This is a genomic window from Jutongia hominis (assembly GCF_014384965.1).
GTDB lineage: Bacteria > Bacillota > Clostridia > Lachnospirales > Lachnospiraceae > Butyribacter > Butyribacter hominis.
Map to the genome: position 1 here is coordinate 66492 of NZ_JACRSW010000008.1, position 16235 is coordinate 82726.

The following is a 16235-nucleotide window of genomic DNA, read 5'->3' on the forward strand; positions in this document are numbered from 1 at the left end:
TTTTGGGGCAATACTGTACTTAGACGAAAGGATTCGTTTTGAGAAGATACCGAGAGGATATAAATATAGGAAATGAGGTTTTGATATGATAATAAAGAAAAGATGGATTATTTTATTTGCTGCATACATATTTGCACTCGGATGTTTGTTGATTGGCATGCAGGGACTTGTTCTTGAACTTGCGTCCACTACACCGATAGCATCCGCTGACGCGGAAACATCACCTGTGACATCATCAGCAGGTACAGTTACCCTATCTGCTGCAAAGACCGATGCCTCACATACGGACGCAGCAAATGCGGGTGCATTGTCATCTGTCGCACTTGCTAACACACACCCTGCAGGCGATCAGAAAGCAATCGCAAAAAAAGTATTGCGGTTACACATTATTGCAAACAGCGACAGTGCAAAAGATCAGAATTTAAAGCTTTTTGTCCGTGATCAGATCCTGCATTCGCTTCAGAATGATATGAAAGAAGTCCATTCTGCATCGGAAGCAAAAAAAGTAACCAAAAAACATTTGACGCAGATACAGACTGCGGCGCAGAAAGCACTGGTTTCTAAACATTGTAATGCATCTGTAAAAGTTGTTGTCGGCAAACGGTATTTTCCGGTTAAGCAATATGGAGATCTGACCTTTCCTGCCGGCACATATGATGCACTATGCATTGAGATCGGTAAAGCCGATGGACATAACTGGTGGTGCGTTCTTTTCCCAAGCTTATGCTTTGTAGATGAAACAACAGCCGTTGTGCCACAGGATTCCAAAGAAAAATTACAATCTGCTTTGTCGGAAGAGGATTATAATAGTCTTTTATCTGCAAACAGACAGACAACTTCTAATGCATCCACAACTCCTGCACCGTCTCCCGGTCAAAAGCAGATCAAAGTACGCTTTGGCATAGCAGACTGGATACATTCCAAAGTACAATAAACAGATACAACCAGGCTGTTGCAACACATGATCTCGCTGATCAGAACACTATAATGTGGGAACGTGCAGAATCTACTCACAGTCAACTGCTTGCATGCTCTGTCTAAATAGCGTATACTTCAGGGTAATGGCATTTTTGCAATGCATATATTATATTCGGAAAGGAAGCATTTAATGAATCCAGAACAAGTAACGATTACAATTGTTTCTACTCCAACCGAACAGAAAGAAGCAAAGATTGAAACGTCCTATACAGGACTGTATCGTAAAGTCTCCAACAAACATGTCATTTCTTATGAAGAAGCTTTTGCTGCTGATGGCGAAGCTCCGATGACAAGTAAAAATATCATTCGCTTTAATCAAAACATGGTACATATTTCCAAAAAAGGAGATGTAACAAGCCAGATGCACTTTGAAAAGGACAGCCGCCATGAAGGAATCTACCAAACTCCATTTGGTACATTCGCAACCGCGATCGATACACACGATCTTCTGGTCGAAGAAACTGCATCGGGGATTCGCATCGTCCTGCTTTATACTTTACATATGAATCATGCAAAAGTTTCTAAAAATGAAATGATCATATCCATTGATCACAATGCAGAATCATAAAGCATAAAATTATTCTCTATACATGCAAAACAAAAGAACCAAAAAGGGTATCCTTCCAATCGTCAATACTTTCATCTGACTTTTAGAATGATACCCTTCTTTATCTTACCGGCAGGCTTTTTCCTGCTTATCTTTATCATGTATTCTCGAAATCTTCCGAACAAAAATTTCGAAAGGACATGATATCCTATTATTTCTTTCCTTTTAGAGAATCCATCTTCAAACGCATCTTATCTGTAAATTTAAGCTTGGTCTGTCTTGCATCCAGATTCGTATGCAATCCTTTTACACCCATGATATAAATTCCACTGATCATGGCGCGTACTTCTTTCTTTACGGGAATAACCTCAAAAATCTTCTCATCACAGATAAAGGACATGATCTTTGGTCCGATCTTCGCCTTTACGATCGGTACCTTACGTCCACGCATATACTTCGGTGTCTGATCTAAGATCAATTGTGGAAGTCCGGCTTCTTTTAGTTTCATCCTCTTTTTATCAATAACCAGAAGAGAAACATTCTGTGAAGCATTCTCAAGTTCCTGCTGTGACTGCTCCTGACGTTCCTGAAGCTTCTTGCCATAAATACTCAATGCTACTAATGCAGCGATCAAAACTACTAATACTACTAACATTACAATCGTCCATGTTGCAATTCCCAACACGGGCACTACCATCATATAATTACTCATCTGTTCTCCTTTCGTGCATCACACTTCCTTTTTGCCAGTTTCTTTCATGCACGTCCACTATTTCTGGCAAAGCTGTCTGACTGACATTCTGACCGGTATAGCCTGCAGACCTTTTCCACTATCATTGTGCCACTTACAAACAACTTCATGATTTCATAATAAATAGAATAGCATATTTTGTGATATCTGAAAATACTTTTCTGACAAATCTATGATCTGCTTAGATTTCCTTTTTGTTTGCTTTTACTTTTTCTGACAAAATATCACGTACATTATTCGCAAGCTGCTTTCTTTGTGTACGATCCAGATCTTCTGTATAGATCGGCTCGCAATATTCAATGATCACATGTGCTTTGTGTATCCAAGGCATATGTTTTTCTAGCACTTCATCAGTATTATTTAATGCAACAGGTACAATCGGGCATTTTGATTTTTCTGCCAGTTTAAAGCTGGCAGCATGAAATTCCAGAAGTTCCTCACCGGTATTTCTTGTACCTTCCGGTGCAATATATACAGATGTACCATTTTTCAAAAGCTCAACACCCTGTAAAATTGTCTGCAGTCCCTGGCGGATATCCGAACGGTCAAGGAAAAGGCAATTCATATATTTCATCCAGCGTGATACCATAGGCACTTTCCCAATCTCTTTCTTCGATACAAAAGCAGTTGGATATGGTGCTGTCGTATAACCTGCCAGAATGTCATAAAATCCACGATGGTTAAAGACATACAATGCCGCCTGATCTTGCAAGATATTTTCCCGTCCCTTGACTGTCAGACGGACTCCCGATAGAAACAGAATCGGACGAAATCCAAAATTGTTTACAAATTTCTGAGATAAATACGCCTTCTTTGACGGACTGAACTTACCTATAATATAGAATATCAAAAATAATGGCAAACTGACAATCGCATATAAAAGCAAATAGAATGCTACGATGATTGATCTCATAATTTCCTCCTTTGCATCGCATTAAAATTAGTATTCGCTATATTTTTTACCTTTTTGAAACCGCAACTTTTACATTCCCGGCTCTTCTGCTGCCGGTGTCTGTGTCGGCTCCTGAGATGGTGCTTCTGTATGTCTCACCGGAGTTTGTGTCGGCTTTGCAGTCACTATCGGTTTTTTTGTAGCAACTGCTTTCTTAGTCGGCTTTGGTGTCGGCTTTTTCGTTGCCTTTGGTTTTTGTGTCTTCTTTGGTTTCTTCGTTTTTTTGGGCGTTGCTGTCGGTGTCGGAACCGGTGTCGCCGTTGGCTTCTTCGTCGGTCTTGGCGTTGGAGCCGTCTCTGCTTTCTTATCTGCCGCAGCGTTAGTATCGGTATCTTCCACCGGATCTGCTGCCACTTTATTGTCTATTGTAGTAATCTTATAATATTCTTCCAGCGTCAGATTATTCTTGTAAAGATACTTTGCTAAATTCTTTCCGACATACCGGATATGCCATGGTTCATACGAATATCCGGTGATTTTTGTCTTATCTTTCGGATAACGTATGATAAAACCATATTTATAACAATTCTTTTCCAGCCATTTTCCTTCTTTGGTACTTCCAAAAGATGTTTCGATCGAACATCCTACGGAATCACTTGAAACATCGATCGATAATCCTGTCTGATGCTCACTACTTCCCGGCACGGCAGATACTTTATCTGTCTGTGTCGTTCCGCGGCTTCTTACATTATTATCATAAATCTGCTTTTGTCGTTCATATGACCGGTATGCAGATACCCCTTTTAAGGTATAGCCCTTCTTCTTTGCTCCGGCAAACAAGTCTTCTAATGCACCTGCAGCTCTTTTTCTCATATAACTCTTCTCATAGCGCCCATAGAAGCTAAACGGGATATTCGGTATCACAAGGTCTCCGGGAATATAATCCTTTGATATTAAATGTTCCCTGTTTACTAACACTGTATAACTGTCAGGATTGATATCCGCTTTAATGTATTCTGTTTTCTTTTTCTCCGATGTGGCAGTATCTTCTTCCTTTGCCACGTCAGTTTCCTCCTTCTGATCCTTTTGGATATCAGTATATTCATATTTTTTACTTTGGGACTTTGAAACTGCATCTGTTGCCGGCTGACTGCTCATCTTTATACCGACAGCTCCCGCAAGCACGATCACACATGCCCCAAGAATTGCAATTTTTCTTTTCATAAAAGCTTATGTTCCTTTCTCAGCTGTGCGCTTTATACTATAAGCACAGATCTTTTGTGTGAATACTCTGTCGCATAAAGATCTTTCATACCAGCCTCTTTCTCTGATTCTGCTCATCTATTGAAAATGTATCTTAAATTTCTTTTTCCTATACCCGGTCGTGCAGATATCTCTTTTGTTGTGTACAACCTTGTTCATTCTACACACGTATTGTTAATTATAACACACTCAAAAACCTTTGAGCAACCCTGTTTACATGCTTTTCCATTCCAGATAGTACTTTTTGCCATAAGATTACAAATTCTTTATAAACTTAAGATATTCCATTGACTTTTTTTCTATACTCTATCAAAATATATAAGGGGTACAAGAGTCTCAAAATCAGAATACAGACATCTTGATCCAAAAGAATAAATATAAATTAAGAAAGAAAGCATTTCCCTATTTATGGAAACGAAATTTTGCATGAATTTACAAATTTAAAAGTTTATACGGAAAATGCAAGAGGATTTTTATGCCAAACACATTGGAAATACCGGCTCCTGCCAAAATCAATCTGACATTAGATGTATTGCAAAAACTGCCAAACGGATATCACAGTCTCGAAATGATCATGCAGACAATTGATATCTATGATGTCTTAACTGTCAGCATAACAGGTTCTCCCGAAATTCACCTGCATATGAATAAAGAACTTCCCGATAAAATCCCACCCGAGAAAAATCTGGTATATAAAGCAGCTAAGGTAATGCAGGAAAAATACCATTTGAGCAATGGTTTTGCTATTAAACTTCAGAAAAATATACCGGCTGCTGCCGGACTTGCAGGCGGAAGTGCTGACTGTGCCGCCACTCTGACTGCCATCAATACTATCTGTGATCTCGGACTTTCTAAGGAAGAACTCTGCCAGGTCGGCGTAACCCTCGGTGCAGATGTTCCTTTCTGCATTATGCAGGGAACGATGCTTGCTGAAGGGATCGGAGAGATCCTAACGCCACTGCCGGATCTGCCACCTCTTTGGGCGCTCCTGATCAAGCCGCATATCTCAGTCAGTACTCCTTATGTATATGGTGAGATTGATAAACAGAACATTGTAACACGTCCCGATACGAATGCAGTCATTGATGCGATCAAACGAAAAGATCCGGTCGGAATTGCCCAAAAGCTATGTAATGTTCTTGAGCTTGTTACAATCCCTGAATATCCTGTTCTTGCACAGATCAAAGAATTTTTATTGCAAAATGGTTCAATCGGTGCATTGATGAGCGGAAGCGGTCCAACGACATATGGTCTTTTTCAGGATGAGATCCTTGCGAATTTTGCATACAGAGCTGCCCTGGAAAAATATTCCGATTGCGATGTAATCCTTTGCCAGACCAAAAAACCTGATACGGACAAAATTTTCAATTAAGTGGATTTGTCGCATATTTACACTGTCTGAGTATCAACTTTTTTATTTCCGTGCCGATATATATTACAAAGATAACTCATGGATGAGCAAAACTTATGTGACACATCAAAAGATGATTGGAAAATAGTTATTCTATTTTGATAACTATAGTATGTACTCTCGGAATTTTCTAAACGAAATATTTCGAGATGGATTTTTGTTATACAATGACATTTTTGCAATGCGTACACGGTGTGTACGATGAGAAAATGGAAGCAGTATATCGAAAATCCAGCCGAAAGGGTTCGTTTGGAGAAAATATCGAGAGTACATTAGTAGAAAAAGGAGGTTCTTTCGAATGGATTTATCAGTAAACACAAGCGGCACCTACGCAACCGGCTCAAGTAAGTCAGCTTTAAAGTCTTTTGCAAAAAAAACCGATAACACATCTAATACGACAAAAGCTGCCGATACTGCTGCAGTATATGAGAAAACAACAACTGAGAAAAAAGACAGTGCAAACAAGATTTATAATCGTGATGCTGTCGTTGCCCAATTAAAAGCAGACCAGGAAAACCGAGCTGCTTCTATGCAGAATTTAGTAGAAAAACTTCTCGGAAAACAGAAAGGTACTTTTGATCTTGCAAACAGCACAAACTTAGCTGCAACATTCCGTCAGGCTGTACAGTTTGCAAGCCCTGAAGATATTGCAAAAGCACAGGCTGATATCGCAGAGGACGGCTACTGGGGCGTGAATAAAACTTCTGATCGTTTGGTCAGCATGGCAATTGCTCTTGCCGGTGGAGACACTGACAAAGCAGATGAATTAAAAAATGCAATCACAAAAGGCTTTAAAAAAGCTACTGCTGCATGGGGTGAGAAGCTTCCACAGCTTTGCCAGGATACATATGATGCAGCTATGAAGAAAATGGATGACTGGAAAAACGGCGTAACAACCGCAAAAGATTACGCTGATTATTTATCATAAGATCCATTTGTAATCCTGTTAAGGATGATGAAAATGATTTTGTTTATAGAAACAAAGCATTGATCTTTACTTTATGAAAAGAATCAGCAAATGCTGATTGACTGATAACATCGAAAAAGGCTCGGGTACTTCATCGAATGAGGCATCCGGGCTTTTTCGATATCATAACAGCTTGCAAAAAAAACGCCTACTTGATATATTTTCTTTATTACTTAGTATAACAGCCATTTGCAAAACAAATCCCTGCGCTGTAACAACATCCTCACAACAAAAATAGAATGCGTCATATCTTAAGAGATTAAATTGTGTTTTTCTTTCTTTTAATTGTGAAAGCACTGTTTCACCTGATAAGAATTTTTAAGATTTTTTTCTTTTTTGCTTTGATTATGGGCGCTCTCATCTGATATAGGGGCAAGGCCGGTCTGATGTACATTGCTGTTTGGGAATCTCAAAGACCGTCGTCACTTGCACTGCAAAAAAGTATTTGCTTTTTGCAGTGCTATGTGTGCGCTACGTGGCTTTGCGAAGCGGGAGCGTGTCCCAAACAGCAATGCTACTCAGACTGAGTCGCCCCTATAGTTATGACCCGCGCCCAATCAGCAAAAAAGATTAAAAAATCAAAAATTCTAATCAGCTGTCGTGTCTATTCCACAATTAAAAGAAAGAAAAACACAAATCATAAATATGAACATGACGCATTCCATTTTGGTGTGAGGATGGTTTCAGGGGAATGCATTTTGTTTTGCAAATGCCTTCTATTACTATCCCGAAAGGAGTTTTTTAAGTGGAACAAATTAAAAAAATCGTAAAACAGGCATTTAATATTCATGGTGATAAGGCTTCTTATGATGAGATTCATAATCGGATCGTGAGTGGAGCAGAGATCAAGGGCACTAACCTTTGTATTCTGGTTCTTGCCATTTTCATTGCATCAATCGGTCTGAATATGAATTCGACCGCTGTTATTATCGGAGCAATGCTGATCTCACCATTAATGGGTGGTATCATGGCGATCGGTTACGGTATTGCTACCGTTGACTTTAAAATGGTTCGTAACTCAGCAGTCGGTCTGACAATTCAGGTAATCGCCTGTCTGATCATTTCTTCTTTGTATTTTGCCATATCACCGATCAAAACGGCTTCGAGTGAAATTCTTGCACGTACCAGTCCGACGATCTGGGATGTGTTGATCGCTTGCTTTGGCGGACTGGCAGGAATTATCGGTACAACGCGCGAAGAAAAGTCAAATGTGATTCCGGGTGTCGCTATCGCTACTGCTTTGATGCCACCGCTTTGTACTGCTGGCTATGGGATTGCAAATGGCAGTCTGTCTTATTTCTTTGGTGCTTTGTATCTGTTTATTATCAATACATATTTTATCTGCCTGACTTCCACAATTGTATTGATTGCACTGGAAGTTCCCAAAAAAGAAAAACATCATGCTTCTGATCATACATTTACCAAAGAAGTCTGGCTTCGCTTGCGCCATAAGATCATACGCAATACGATCATTTTGATCATTCCAAGTATCTTTTTTGCGGCACGACTGGTTCAAAAAGAAACAAATGAAAATTCCGGTACATATGAATCGGAAATCGGTAATATCAATGTGGAGCGTGTTACAAAAGAACTCAAGCTGATCTATCCACAGATTCATTCCCTTCAGATCGGTTATCTTTTTGACTACGAAAAAGAAAACGGACATACCACCGAAACTCTGACGGCAATCGTAAAGTTAAAAGAACCTTTAGAAAATAATGAAAAAGCCAAGATCAAAAAGATCCTGGCTTTGGAAGGTGATATTTCCCATGTGGAATTTACTTCACCTTTATCGTCTGCTTCTTCGTCTGATAATTCTTCTTTGAAACAGTAACTTTTAACTTCATGTTCTTATTGAGCGGCTTAGAAAGTTTGATGACAATTTTTCCTGTCTTGTTTTTCTTTGCCGGAATCGTAAGTCTTTTCGTCACTTTCTTCCCTTTATATATCACTTTCTTAGTTGCTGTCACTTTAACAACTGCCTTTTTCACTGTCTTGATCGTAACCGTTTTCTTACCTTTACGTGCAGTCACTTTAAGAGGCAGTGTTTTTTTCGCTTTTCGATCTGCTTTCTTAGAAGTATCATTCTTCGTATCTGTTCCGGTCTGATCTTTTACAGATTCATTCGGAGTCACCGTTGGCTGTGTAGTGCTATTCGGATTTAATGTCGGTTGTACATCAGACGGTGTTGTGGTTGAAGGGTTCTGTGCCGGTCCTGCCGGTACATTCGTTGGTGATGTACTTGCCTGTGGTGTCTTTGTCGGAACCGGAGTTGGTGTCTGATCCGGCTGCTCTCCATCGTCCATTGCCATCTGATCTCTTGTACCGGACGATTTACCATAGTTGCTGTTGATAAAATCAATCTGCTGCTGAATATACTTATTGTCAACGTTTCTGCGGTTTGTAGCAAACTCTTTTATCATTGCGTAACTCAGGTACTCACTGTTGATCGCCTGTGATGCACTTCCATTTCCGTCATAGCGTGTAAAGAACTGATCATATAATGGTTTATACGTATTCAGATATTGATCCAGTCTCGTAAGCATTGTATCTTTCTCAAAATTCGTAGAAGATAACGCTAACAGCTTTGTATTAAATTCATTTCTGAATGTATCATTCGTCATCAGATAACCAAACATCAATACAACCGGATTTTCTGTATTCAGATCCAGCATACCATATGTTTTGTAGTTATCTTCTTTTACCGTATTGGTTCTGTAATCCTTTGAACTTGCTCCACCAAAATCAAGATCATAGAAGCAAAGTCTCCATCTTCCGTCTGCATAAGCATTGCCATCTTCTGCCTGTGTTGTCTTCCATGCAAGCCAGTTCTTGCCCGGCCAGTCCCATTTATTGTTCAGCCAGAGATTTACCGCAAAGTAATCTCTTACCGATTCGACATCAACTAATTTTTCAAATGCTTCATAATCATCCTGCTTATTCAGATTTGCATGTGTATCATAGAATTTTAAAAGATCATTCCAGAAATAACGTACATCATTCTGTCCTTCCGGAAGTTCTCCATCATCAATGTCATATCCGATGTCATACTTTTCCGCATCTCCCTTATAAGAGATGACATTATCTTTATTGACACCATATTTCTCTTCCCAGTAATTATCGCAATAATCTTCCTGTAAGATATAAAGTCCCCAGTATTCGCCATCTATATAGACAACACATACTCTTGAACTCTGGGTATCACATTTCAGATCCTTGATCAGTGACTGCCAGTATGCATCATTGTACTTAGCAGCAAATGCAGCGTTACCACCGGCACGCAAAGTCAGCTTTTTGTATTTATCCATCGGCTTTCCTTTGCTGTTTAATGTGTCGTTACCAAAAAAGTTATACTTAAAGTTCTTCTTGCCATATTCCTCTCTTGCATACAGACGAAGTCCTTTTTGCATATCGGAACGCGAATAATTTCCCTGAATACGGATACCACAGTCCTGTTGCAATTTACATTCTGTCGTTGTACCATCACTTTCGATATAATCGATATGTGCTGCACGCTCCCATCCTTTGCCACGCTGGTTATAATTTGCATCTAACTTCCGACAGGTATCAGAAATATCCTGCCCGTTATAAAAACGTCCTGACTCCTCAGAAAATTTTTCTTTAAAAATATTTCCTTTTACATAAATTCCTTTTTCCTGATCAAACAGATCATCGTAATCCATCGAGATCGACATGATCGACATCGGTACACCTGCTGCCTGACAGCTTTCTTTGATTCCCTTGATATGGGTATCCATCTGACCGACAAAATATGTATTCGTAGCTACGGATGTATAATTTCCGGCTGCATCCATACCGGCTGCTTTGATCACGGTTGCCTTGTCAACAGCTTCTTTTGACGGTGCTTTATATTTATCCTTTGCCTTGCCATTTTGATATATGACATTTGCACTGTCAAATTCGACCGGATCAACAGCGGTAACATAGTTATCATCACCGTTTGCACCGCTTCTGTCTTTGATCGTAAGAGCTGCAGTATATTCTTTTCTTGTGTCGCTGCTTCTCGGATCACTGCCATCCGTTGTATAGTAGATTTTTGTTGCTGTATCACAAGTCATCGTCAGATTAAATGCATTGTCATAACACCCACTGCCTGCTGACATCGTAACCGTTGCAGCTTCCTCTTTTGCAAAAGCGGTATTCCCTGCTCCTGTTGTGATTGCAAACGTCAATACAGTAATTGCCGCTGCTTTGGTACATATGCTCCATAATTTTTTTCTCATACGCTTCTCCTTTCCTGATCTACATGTTTCGCCTATCAGATTATCATGGCAAGAGCTACTCGTTTTGCCTGCTTTGACCACCTAACCTGATCGTATGGCCGATTATCCGATATCTTCGTATTGTAAACCCTGTAATTTTACAATACGACATTTACTATATTTATAATACAGCAGATTTACGCTTTCTTGTACATCCATTTTTCTTCTTTTGCCAAAAACATACTGCAAAAGCAAGAACAACACCGGCACAGTACACATCACATGAGGACACTTTTAGCAAAAATATCTTCATAATAAATGATACAAAAAATCGCCCAGATCTGAGATCTAAGCGATTTTTCGATTCGGAGAACTTTTTACAGTCTCCGCTTTTACAACCCGGCTGTATTCTCATATAGCCGGATTTTTATTTATATTTTTGATCAGATTCTGATCTGTTTTTCCTACAAATTATTTTGCAGGTGTAGTCCATTCCCAGTCACGGATCTCAGGCATATCTAAACCATACTCTGCGATGTACTGTTTATGCTCTACTAACTTATCATTCATCTGCTGGATCAGGTATGAGCCCTTATTTCCAAGCTGTGGTAAATGCATGATAGCGTCTTTTACAAGGTTGAAACGGTCAATCTCATTCTGAACACGCATATCGAATGGAGTAGTGATCGTACCCTCTTCCTGATAACCGTGTACAGAAATGTTTGTGTTGTTACGTCCGTATGTTAATTCATGAATTAATGTTGGATATCCGTGGAACGCAAAGATAATTGGTGTATCCTTTGTAAAGAGTGCGTCATATTCACGGTTACTTAATCCATGAGGATGTTTTGTATCTGACTGTAACTTAAAGAGGTCAACTACGTTTACAACACGGATCTTAAGTTCAGGCATAGCATCACGCAAAATAGTTACTGCTGCTAATGTTTCAAGTGTTGGTGTATCGCCACAGCAAGCCATTACTAAATCAGGTTCTTCGTTCTGATCGTTACTTGCCCATTCCCAAACACCGATACCTTGTGAACAATGCTTAACAGCCTGCTCCATAGTAAGCCACTGGCAGCTTGGATGTTTTGAAGCAACAATTGCATTGACATAGTTCTTACTCTTCATACAATGGTCAAAGCATGATAACAGACAGTTTGCATCCGGTGGGAGATACATACGGACAACGTCTGCTTTCTTATTAGCGATATGATCTAAGAAACCAGGATCCTGATGTGTAAATCCGTTATGATCCTGCTGCCATACGTTTGATGTCAGGATGAAGTTCAATGATGCGATCGGCTGTCTCCATGATAACTGATTTGTAACCTTTAACCATTTCGCATGCTGTGCTGCCATGGAATCTACAACACGGATAAATGCTTCGTAACTTGCAAAGAAACCATGACGACCTGTTAAGAGATAACCCTCTAACCAGCCTTCACACATATTCTCTGAAAGCATACCATCCATGATACGGCCATCTGTTGCAAGACAATCATCGTTGTCTACCATCTCAGCATTCCAGCTTCTGTTCTGCTCTTCAAATACATGATACAGACGGTTTGACATAGACTCATCCGGTCCGAAGATACGGAAGTTCTTGTTCTCCTTATTTAATTTGAAAATGTCACGGATATAAGCACCAAGTTCGATCATATCCTGTGCTTTTGTCTTACCTGGATCTACTTCTTTTACACCGTACTCACGGAAGTCAGGAAGACGAAGATCCTTTAATAAAAGACCACCATTTGCATGTGGGTTAGCACCCATACGTGCATCTCCCTTAGGAGCTAATTCAGCTAATTCAGGAATCAGACGACCCTTCTCATCAAAGAGTTCTTCCGGCTTGTAGCTCTCTAACCAATCTTTTAACATATCAAGATGTTCCGGTTTCTCCATTGACATTGGAACCTGATGTGCACGGAATGTACCTTCGATCTGGTCACCGTCAACAACCTTAGGACCTGTCCATCCCTTTGGTGTGCGTAATACGATCATTGGCCAGATTGGTCTTGTAGGATCATTGTTCTCACGGGCATTCTTCTGGATTGCCTTGATTTCTTCGATAACAGTATCCATTGTTTCTGCCATCTTTTTATGCATTGTCATTGGATCGTCACCTTCTACGAAGTAAGGCTTCCATCCACAACCCTTGAAGAAGCTTTCTAACTCTTCCTGAGGAATACGAGAAAGAATAGTAGGGTTGCTGATCTTATATCCATTCAGATGAAGGATCGGAAGAACGGCACCATCATTGATCGGATTTAAGAATTTATTACACTGCCATGATGTAGCAAGAGAACCTGTCTCTGCTTCACCGTCACCTACTACAGTTGTAGCGATGAGGTCAGGATTATCAAATACAGCACCAAATGCGTGAGCGATAGAATAACCAAGCTCACCACCTTCGTTGATAGAACCAGGTGTTTCAGGAGCACAGTGACTTGGTACACCACATGGGAATGAGAACTGCTTAAACATCTTTTGCATTCCTTCTTCATCCTGACTGATATTTGGATATACTTCGCTGTATGTTCCCTCTAAATATGTATTAGCGATCAGGAAGTTTCCGCCATGTCCCGGACCTGAAATATAAATCATATCTAAGTCATAACGTTTGATCACGCGGTTACAGTGTACATAGATAAAGTTCTGTCCGGGTACAGTTCCCCAGTGACCTACAATTTTTTTCTTTACATCATCCATTGTTAATGGTTTTCTCATTAATGGATTATCTAAAAGATATAACTGACCGGCTGATAAATAATTCGTTGCACGCCAGTATGCATCCATCTTCTGAAGCATCTCATCACAGAGAGGCTGCTTTTCGAGACAATTATTCTGTTCATTCATAGTATGAACTCCTTTCATAGTCTTGTATTTGTAAGTTTTCACCCATAGTTCATTATTATAGGTGCAAATACCGACAAATTCAAGCATTTTTCAACGTGTTTCCGACTTTCACGGCTTTTTTTCCATTTTTTCCAAAAAAGTAATAAAGATAGTCTTTTTTTTAGTTATTTTTTATCTTTGTGATAAATGGACCCAAAAGAAAAGCAAGCGATGGCAAATCTGGTATTTGCTTTTCCTTATCATTCCAAAAACGCACTTTTAAAATCTCTCAAAAAGCAAAATATTATATGGCACAGGATATTTCCATGTCATCTGTTTCAAAGTCAACATTTTCCAAATACTGTCGGAACATCAGCAGTTACTCATCTGCAGATACTTTAAAGACTTTCAGTTTTAAAAAGAAAGGAAAGCAAATCACAAAGTTAGTATACTATCCTTAAAACAAGAAAAAAGGCCTCCCGGCTTATATTATTAACTGGGAAGCCTTTTTCTTATTTTCTGCCTGCAAGATCAATTCTTGTAAGTGCTTTCTTTAATGCAAGTTCAGCACGAAGCATATCTACTTCTGCTTTACCGCTCTTAATACGACGTTCAGCACGTTCTTTTGCTTCATTCGCACGCTCTACATCAATTTCATCCGGCCATTCGCAGGATTCTGCCAACACCGTAACACGGTCTTTTTGAATCTCTACAAAGCCATCATGCAATGCTGCTTCTCTTACATTTTCTTCTTGCTTTATCCGAAGCACACCCGGTTCAAGAATGGCAGTCAGAGGAATATGACCGGCAAGAACACCGATCTCGCCCTCTGTTGTCTTCATTTCTACCATATCAACATCTCCATCAAAGAAAATGCGGGTAGGGGAGATAATCCGCAGGTTGAACGTTTTGTCAGCCATCTGATTCTCCTTTCCTATCTGTCTGTAGCTCTGGCTACTACCTCATCAATATTTCCTGCGTTAAGAAAATAGTTCTCAGGGATATCATCATGCTTACCATCCAGAATTTCCTGGAAGCCGCGGATTGTTTCACTTACCGGTACATACTGTCCCGGAAGACCTGTAAACTGCTCTGCAACATGGAAAGGCTGAGACAGGAATCTCTGTACCTTTCTGGCTCTGTTTACGACGATCTTATCTTCTTCTGACAATTCATCCATACCAAGAATAGCGATGATATCCTGCAATTCCTTATATTTCTGAAGAATTTCCTGTACACCGCGGGCTACATGATAATGCTCCTCACCGACGATATGCGGATCAAGGATACGCGAAGTAGACTCCAGCGGATCTACTGCCGGATAAATACCAAGCTCTGAGATTGAACGTGAAAGTACGGTTGTCGCATCCAAGTGAGCAAATGTATTTGCCGGTGCCGGATCGGTCAAGTCATCGGCAGGTACATAAACAGCCTGTACCGATGTGATAGAACCTTTCTTTGTTGAAGTGATTCGCTCCTGTAAAGCACCCATTTCTGTCTGTAATGTCGGCTGGTAACCTACCGCACTTGGCATACGTCCAAGCAAAGCGGATACCTCGGAACCGGCCTGTGTAAAACGGAAAATATTATCAATAAAGAGAAGGACATCTTTTCCGGAACGGTCACGGAAGTTTTCTGCCATGGTAAGTCCTGTAAGACCTACACGCATACGTGCTCCCGGCGGCTCGTTCATCTGACCGAATACCATGGTTGTCTTATCGATAACACCGGATTCGATCATTTCATAATAAAGGTCATTTCCTTCACGGGTACGCTCACCTACTCCGGTAAATACAGAGTATCCACCATGCTCCTGCGCAATATTTGTGATAAGTTCCTGGATCAATACGGTTTTACCTACACCGGCACCACCAAACAGACCGATCTTACCACCTTTCTGATAAGGACAAAGAAGATCTACGACCTTAATACCTGTTTCAAGAATTTCTGTTTCTGTTGACTGCTCCTCGAACTTAGGGGCTTTTCTATGAATCGGATCATACTGAACTCCTTCAGGAGCCGGTTTCTCATCAATTGGTTCTCCCAGTACGTTAAACATACGTCCCAGAGTTGCTTCACCTACCGGCACGCTGATAGGACCGCCCGTTGCCTGAGCTTCCATACCACGTACAAGACCATCTGTCGGTCCCATCGCGATACAACGTACAGTATCATCACCCAGATGCTGAGATACTTCGACCACCAGCTTTTTACCATCGGCTAACGGTACGTTGATAGCGTCGTTGATCTCAGGCAGTTTTCCTTCCGGAAACTTAATATCCAGAACGGCACCGATAATCTGAGTCAGCTTACCTGTATTTAATTCTGCCATTGTTTCACTCCTTTACATTTTCAGCTGCTTATA

At 40.3% G+C, this 16235-nt stretch carries 13 protein-coding genes; 6 read left to right on the forward strand and 7 right to left on the reverse strand.

The window, feature by feature from the left end:
• Window positions 1-85: 85 nt before the first annotated feature.
• Together spoIIR and H8700_RS02170 are read left to right on the forward strand one after the other, a co-directional pair.
• Entirely contained in the window at window positions 86-934 is an 849-nt protein-coding gene (gene spoIIR, locus H8700_RS02165; protein WP_249302722.1) for a stage II sporulation protein R, read from the forward strand.
• A gap of 174 nt (window positions 935-1108) precedes the next feature.
• On the forward strand, window positions 1109-1546 hold the full coding sequence (locus H8700_RS02170; protein WP_249302723.1) for a YwiB family protein: 438 nt from the start codon (window positions 1109-1111) through the stop codon (window positions 1544-1546).
• Window positions 1547-1736: 190 nt separating this feature from the next.
• On the opposite strand, the gene H8700_RS02175 is transcribed toward H8700_RS02170, so the two are convergent.
• The 3 genes from H8700_RS02175 to H8700_RS02185 form a co-directional block, all read right to left on the reverse strand.
• Window positions 1737-2237, reverse strand: a complete 501-nt coding sequence (locus H8700_RS02175) for a hypothetical protein (RefSeq protein WP_249302725.1) — start codon at window positions 2235-2237, stop codon at window positions 1737-1739.
• A gap of 220 nt (window positions 2238-2457) precedes the next feature.
• Window positions 2458-3189 (reverse strand): lysophospholipid acyltransferase family protein, encoded by a 732-nt coding sequence (locus H8700_RS02180; RefSeq protein ID WP_249302726.1) that lies wholly within the window; start codon window positions 3187-3189, stop codon window positions 2458-2460.
• A 69-nt stretch (window positions 3190-3258) separates the two neighbouring features.
• Complete coding sequence (locus tag H8700_RS02185; protein WP_249302728.1) at window positions 3259-4392, reverse strand: M15 family metallopeptidase; 1134 nt, start codon at window positions 4390-4392, stop codon at window positions 3259-3261.
• Window positions 4393-4906: 514 nt separating this feature from the next.
• Between H8700_RS02185 and ispE the strand changes: the two genes are divergently transcribed.
• The 4 genes from ispE (at window position 4907) to H8700_RS02205 (ending at window position 8643) form a co-directional block, all read left to right on the forward strand.
• Window positions 4907-5803: a 4-(cytidine 5'-diphospho)-2-C-methyl-D-erythritol kinase gene (ispE, locus tag H8700_RS02190; RefSeq protein WP_249302730.1), complete on the forward strand. Its 897-nt coding sequence runs from the start codon at window positions 4907-4909 to the stop codon at window positions 5801-5803.
• Window positions 5804-5991: 188 nt separating this feature from the next.
• Window positions 5992-6156, forward strand: a complete 165-nt coding sequence (locus H8700_RS02195; protein WP_249302732.1) for a hypothetical protein — start codon at window positions 5992-5994, stop codon at window positions 6154-6156.
• Entirely contained in the window at window positions 6141-6770 is a 630-nt protein-coding gene (locus H8700_RS02200; RefSeq protein WP_249302734.1) for a hypothetical protein, read from the forward strand. The genes H8700_RS02195 and H8700_RS02200 overlap by 16 nt, the downstream gene beginning before the upstream one ends.
• A 784-nt stretch (window positions 6771-7554) precedes the next feature.
• On the forward strand, window positions 7555-8643 hold the full coding sequence (locus H8700_RS02205; protein WP_249302736.1) for a DUF389 domain-containing protein: 1089 nt from the start codon (window positions 7555-7557) through the stop codon (window positions 8641-8643).
• Here the strand turns inward: H8700_RS02205 and H8700_RS02210 are convergent.
• The 4 genes from H8700_RS02210 to atpD form a co-directional block, all read right to left on the reverse strand.
• Window positions 8588-11053, reverse strand: a complete 2466-nt coding sequence (locus H8700_RS02210; RefSeq protein ID WP_249302738.1) for a CotH kinase family protein — start codon at window positions 11051-11053, stop codon at window positions 8588-8590. The genes H8700_RS02205 and H8700_RS02210 overlap by 56 nt on opposite strands.
• 450 nt (window positions 11054-11503) lie before the next feature.
• Window positions 11504-13891: a phosphoketolase family protein gene (locus H8700_RS02215; protein WP_249302740.1), complete on the reverse strand. Its 2388-nt coding sequence runs from the start codon at window positions 13889-13891 to the stop codon at window positions 11504-11506.
• A 491-nt stretch (window positions 13892-14382) separates the two neighbouring features.
• Entirely contained in the window at window positions 14383-14790 is a 408-nt protein-coding gene (locus H8700_RS02220) for a F0F1 ATP synthase subunit epsilon (RefSeq protein ID WP_022141160.1), read from the reverse strand.
• Between the two features lie 14 nt (window positions 14791-14804).
• Window positions 14805-16202, reverse strand: a complete 1398-nt coding sequence (atpD, locus tag H8700_RS02225; RefSeq protein ID WP_022141161.1) for a F0F1 ATP synthase subunit beta — start codon at window positions 16200-16202, stop codon at window positions 14805-14807.
• Between the last annotated feature and the right edge of the window lie 33 nt (window positions 16203-16235).

Bases quoted from the DNA above. Each gene is read 5' to 3' on its own strand.
- H8700_RS02185 (WP_249302728.1), bottom strand. From the start codon at position 4,392: ATGAAAAGAAAAATTGCAATTCTTGGGGCATGTGTGATCGTGCTTGCG.
- spoIIR (WP_249302722.1), top strand. From the start codon at position 86: ATGATAATAAAGAAAAGATGGATTATTTTATTTGCTGCATACATATTT.
- H8700_RS02200 (WP_249302734.1), top strand. From the start codon at position 6,141: ATGGATTTATCAGTAAACACAAGCGGCACCTACGCAACCGGCTCAAGT.
- H8700_RS02220 (WP_022141160.1), bottom strand. From the start codon at position 14,790: ATGGCTGACAAAACGTTCAACCTGCGGATTATCTCCCCTACCCGCATT.
- H8700_RS02195 (WP_249302732.1), top strand. From the start codon at position 5,992: ATGGATTTTTGTTATACAATGACATTTTTGCAATGCGTACACGGTGTG.
- ispE (WP_249302730.1), top strand. From the start codon at position 4,907: ATGCCAAACACATTGGAAATACCGGCTCCTGCCAAAATCAATCTGACA.
- H8700_RS02180 (WP_249302726.1), bottom strand. From the start codon at position 3,189: ATGAGATCAATCATCGTAGCATTCTATTTGCTTTTATATGCGATTGTC.
- H8700_RS02210 (WP_249302738.1), bottom strand. From the start codon at position 11,053: ATGAGAAAAAAATTATGGAGCATATGTACCAAAGCAGCGGCAATTACT.
- atpD (WP_022141161.1), bottom strand. From the start codon at position 16,202: ATGGCAGAATTAAATACAGGTAAGCTGACTCAGATTATCGGTGCCGTT.
- H8700_RS02215 (WP_249302740.1), bottom strand. From the start codon at position 13,891: ATGAATGAACAGAATAATTGTCTCGAAAAGCAGCCTCTCTGTGATGAG.
- H8700_RS02175 (WP_249302725.1), bottom strand. From the start codon at position 2,237: ATGAGTAATTATATGATGGTAGTGCCCGTGTTGGGAATTGCAACATGG.
- H8700_RS02170 (WP_249302723.1), top strand. From the start codon at position 1,109: ATGAATCCAGAACAAGTAACGATTACAATTGTTTCTACTCCAACCGAA.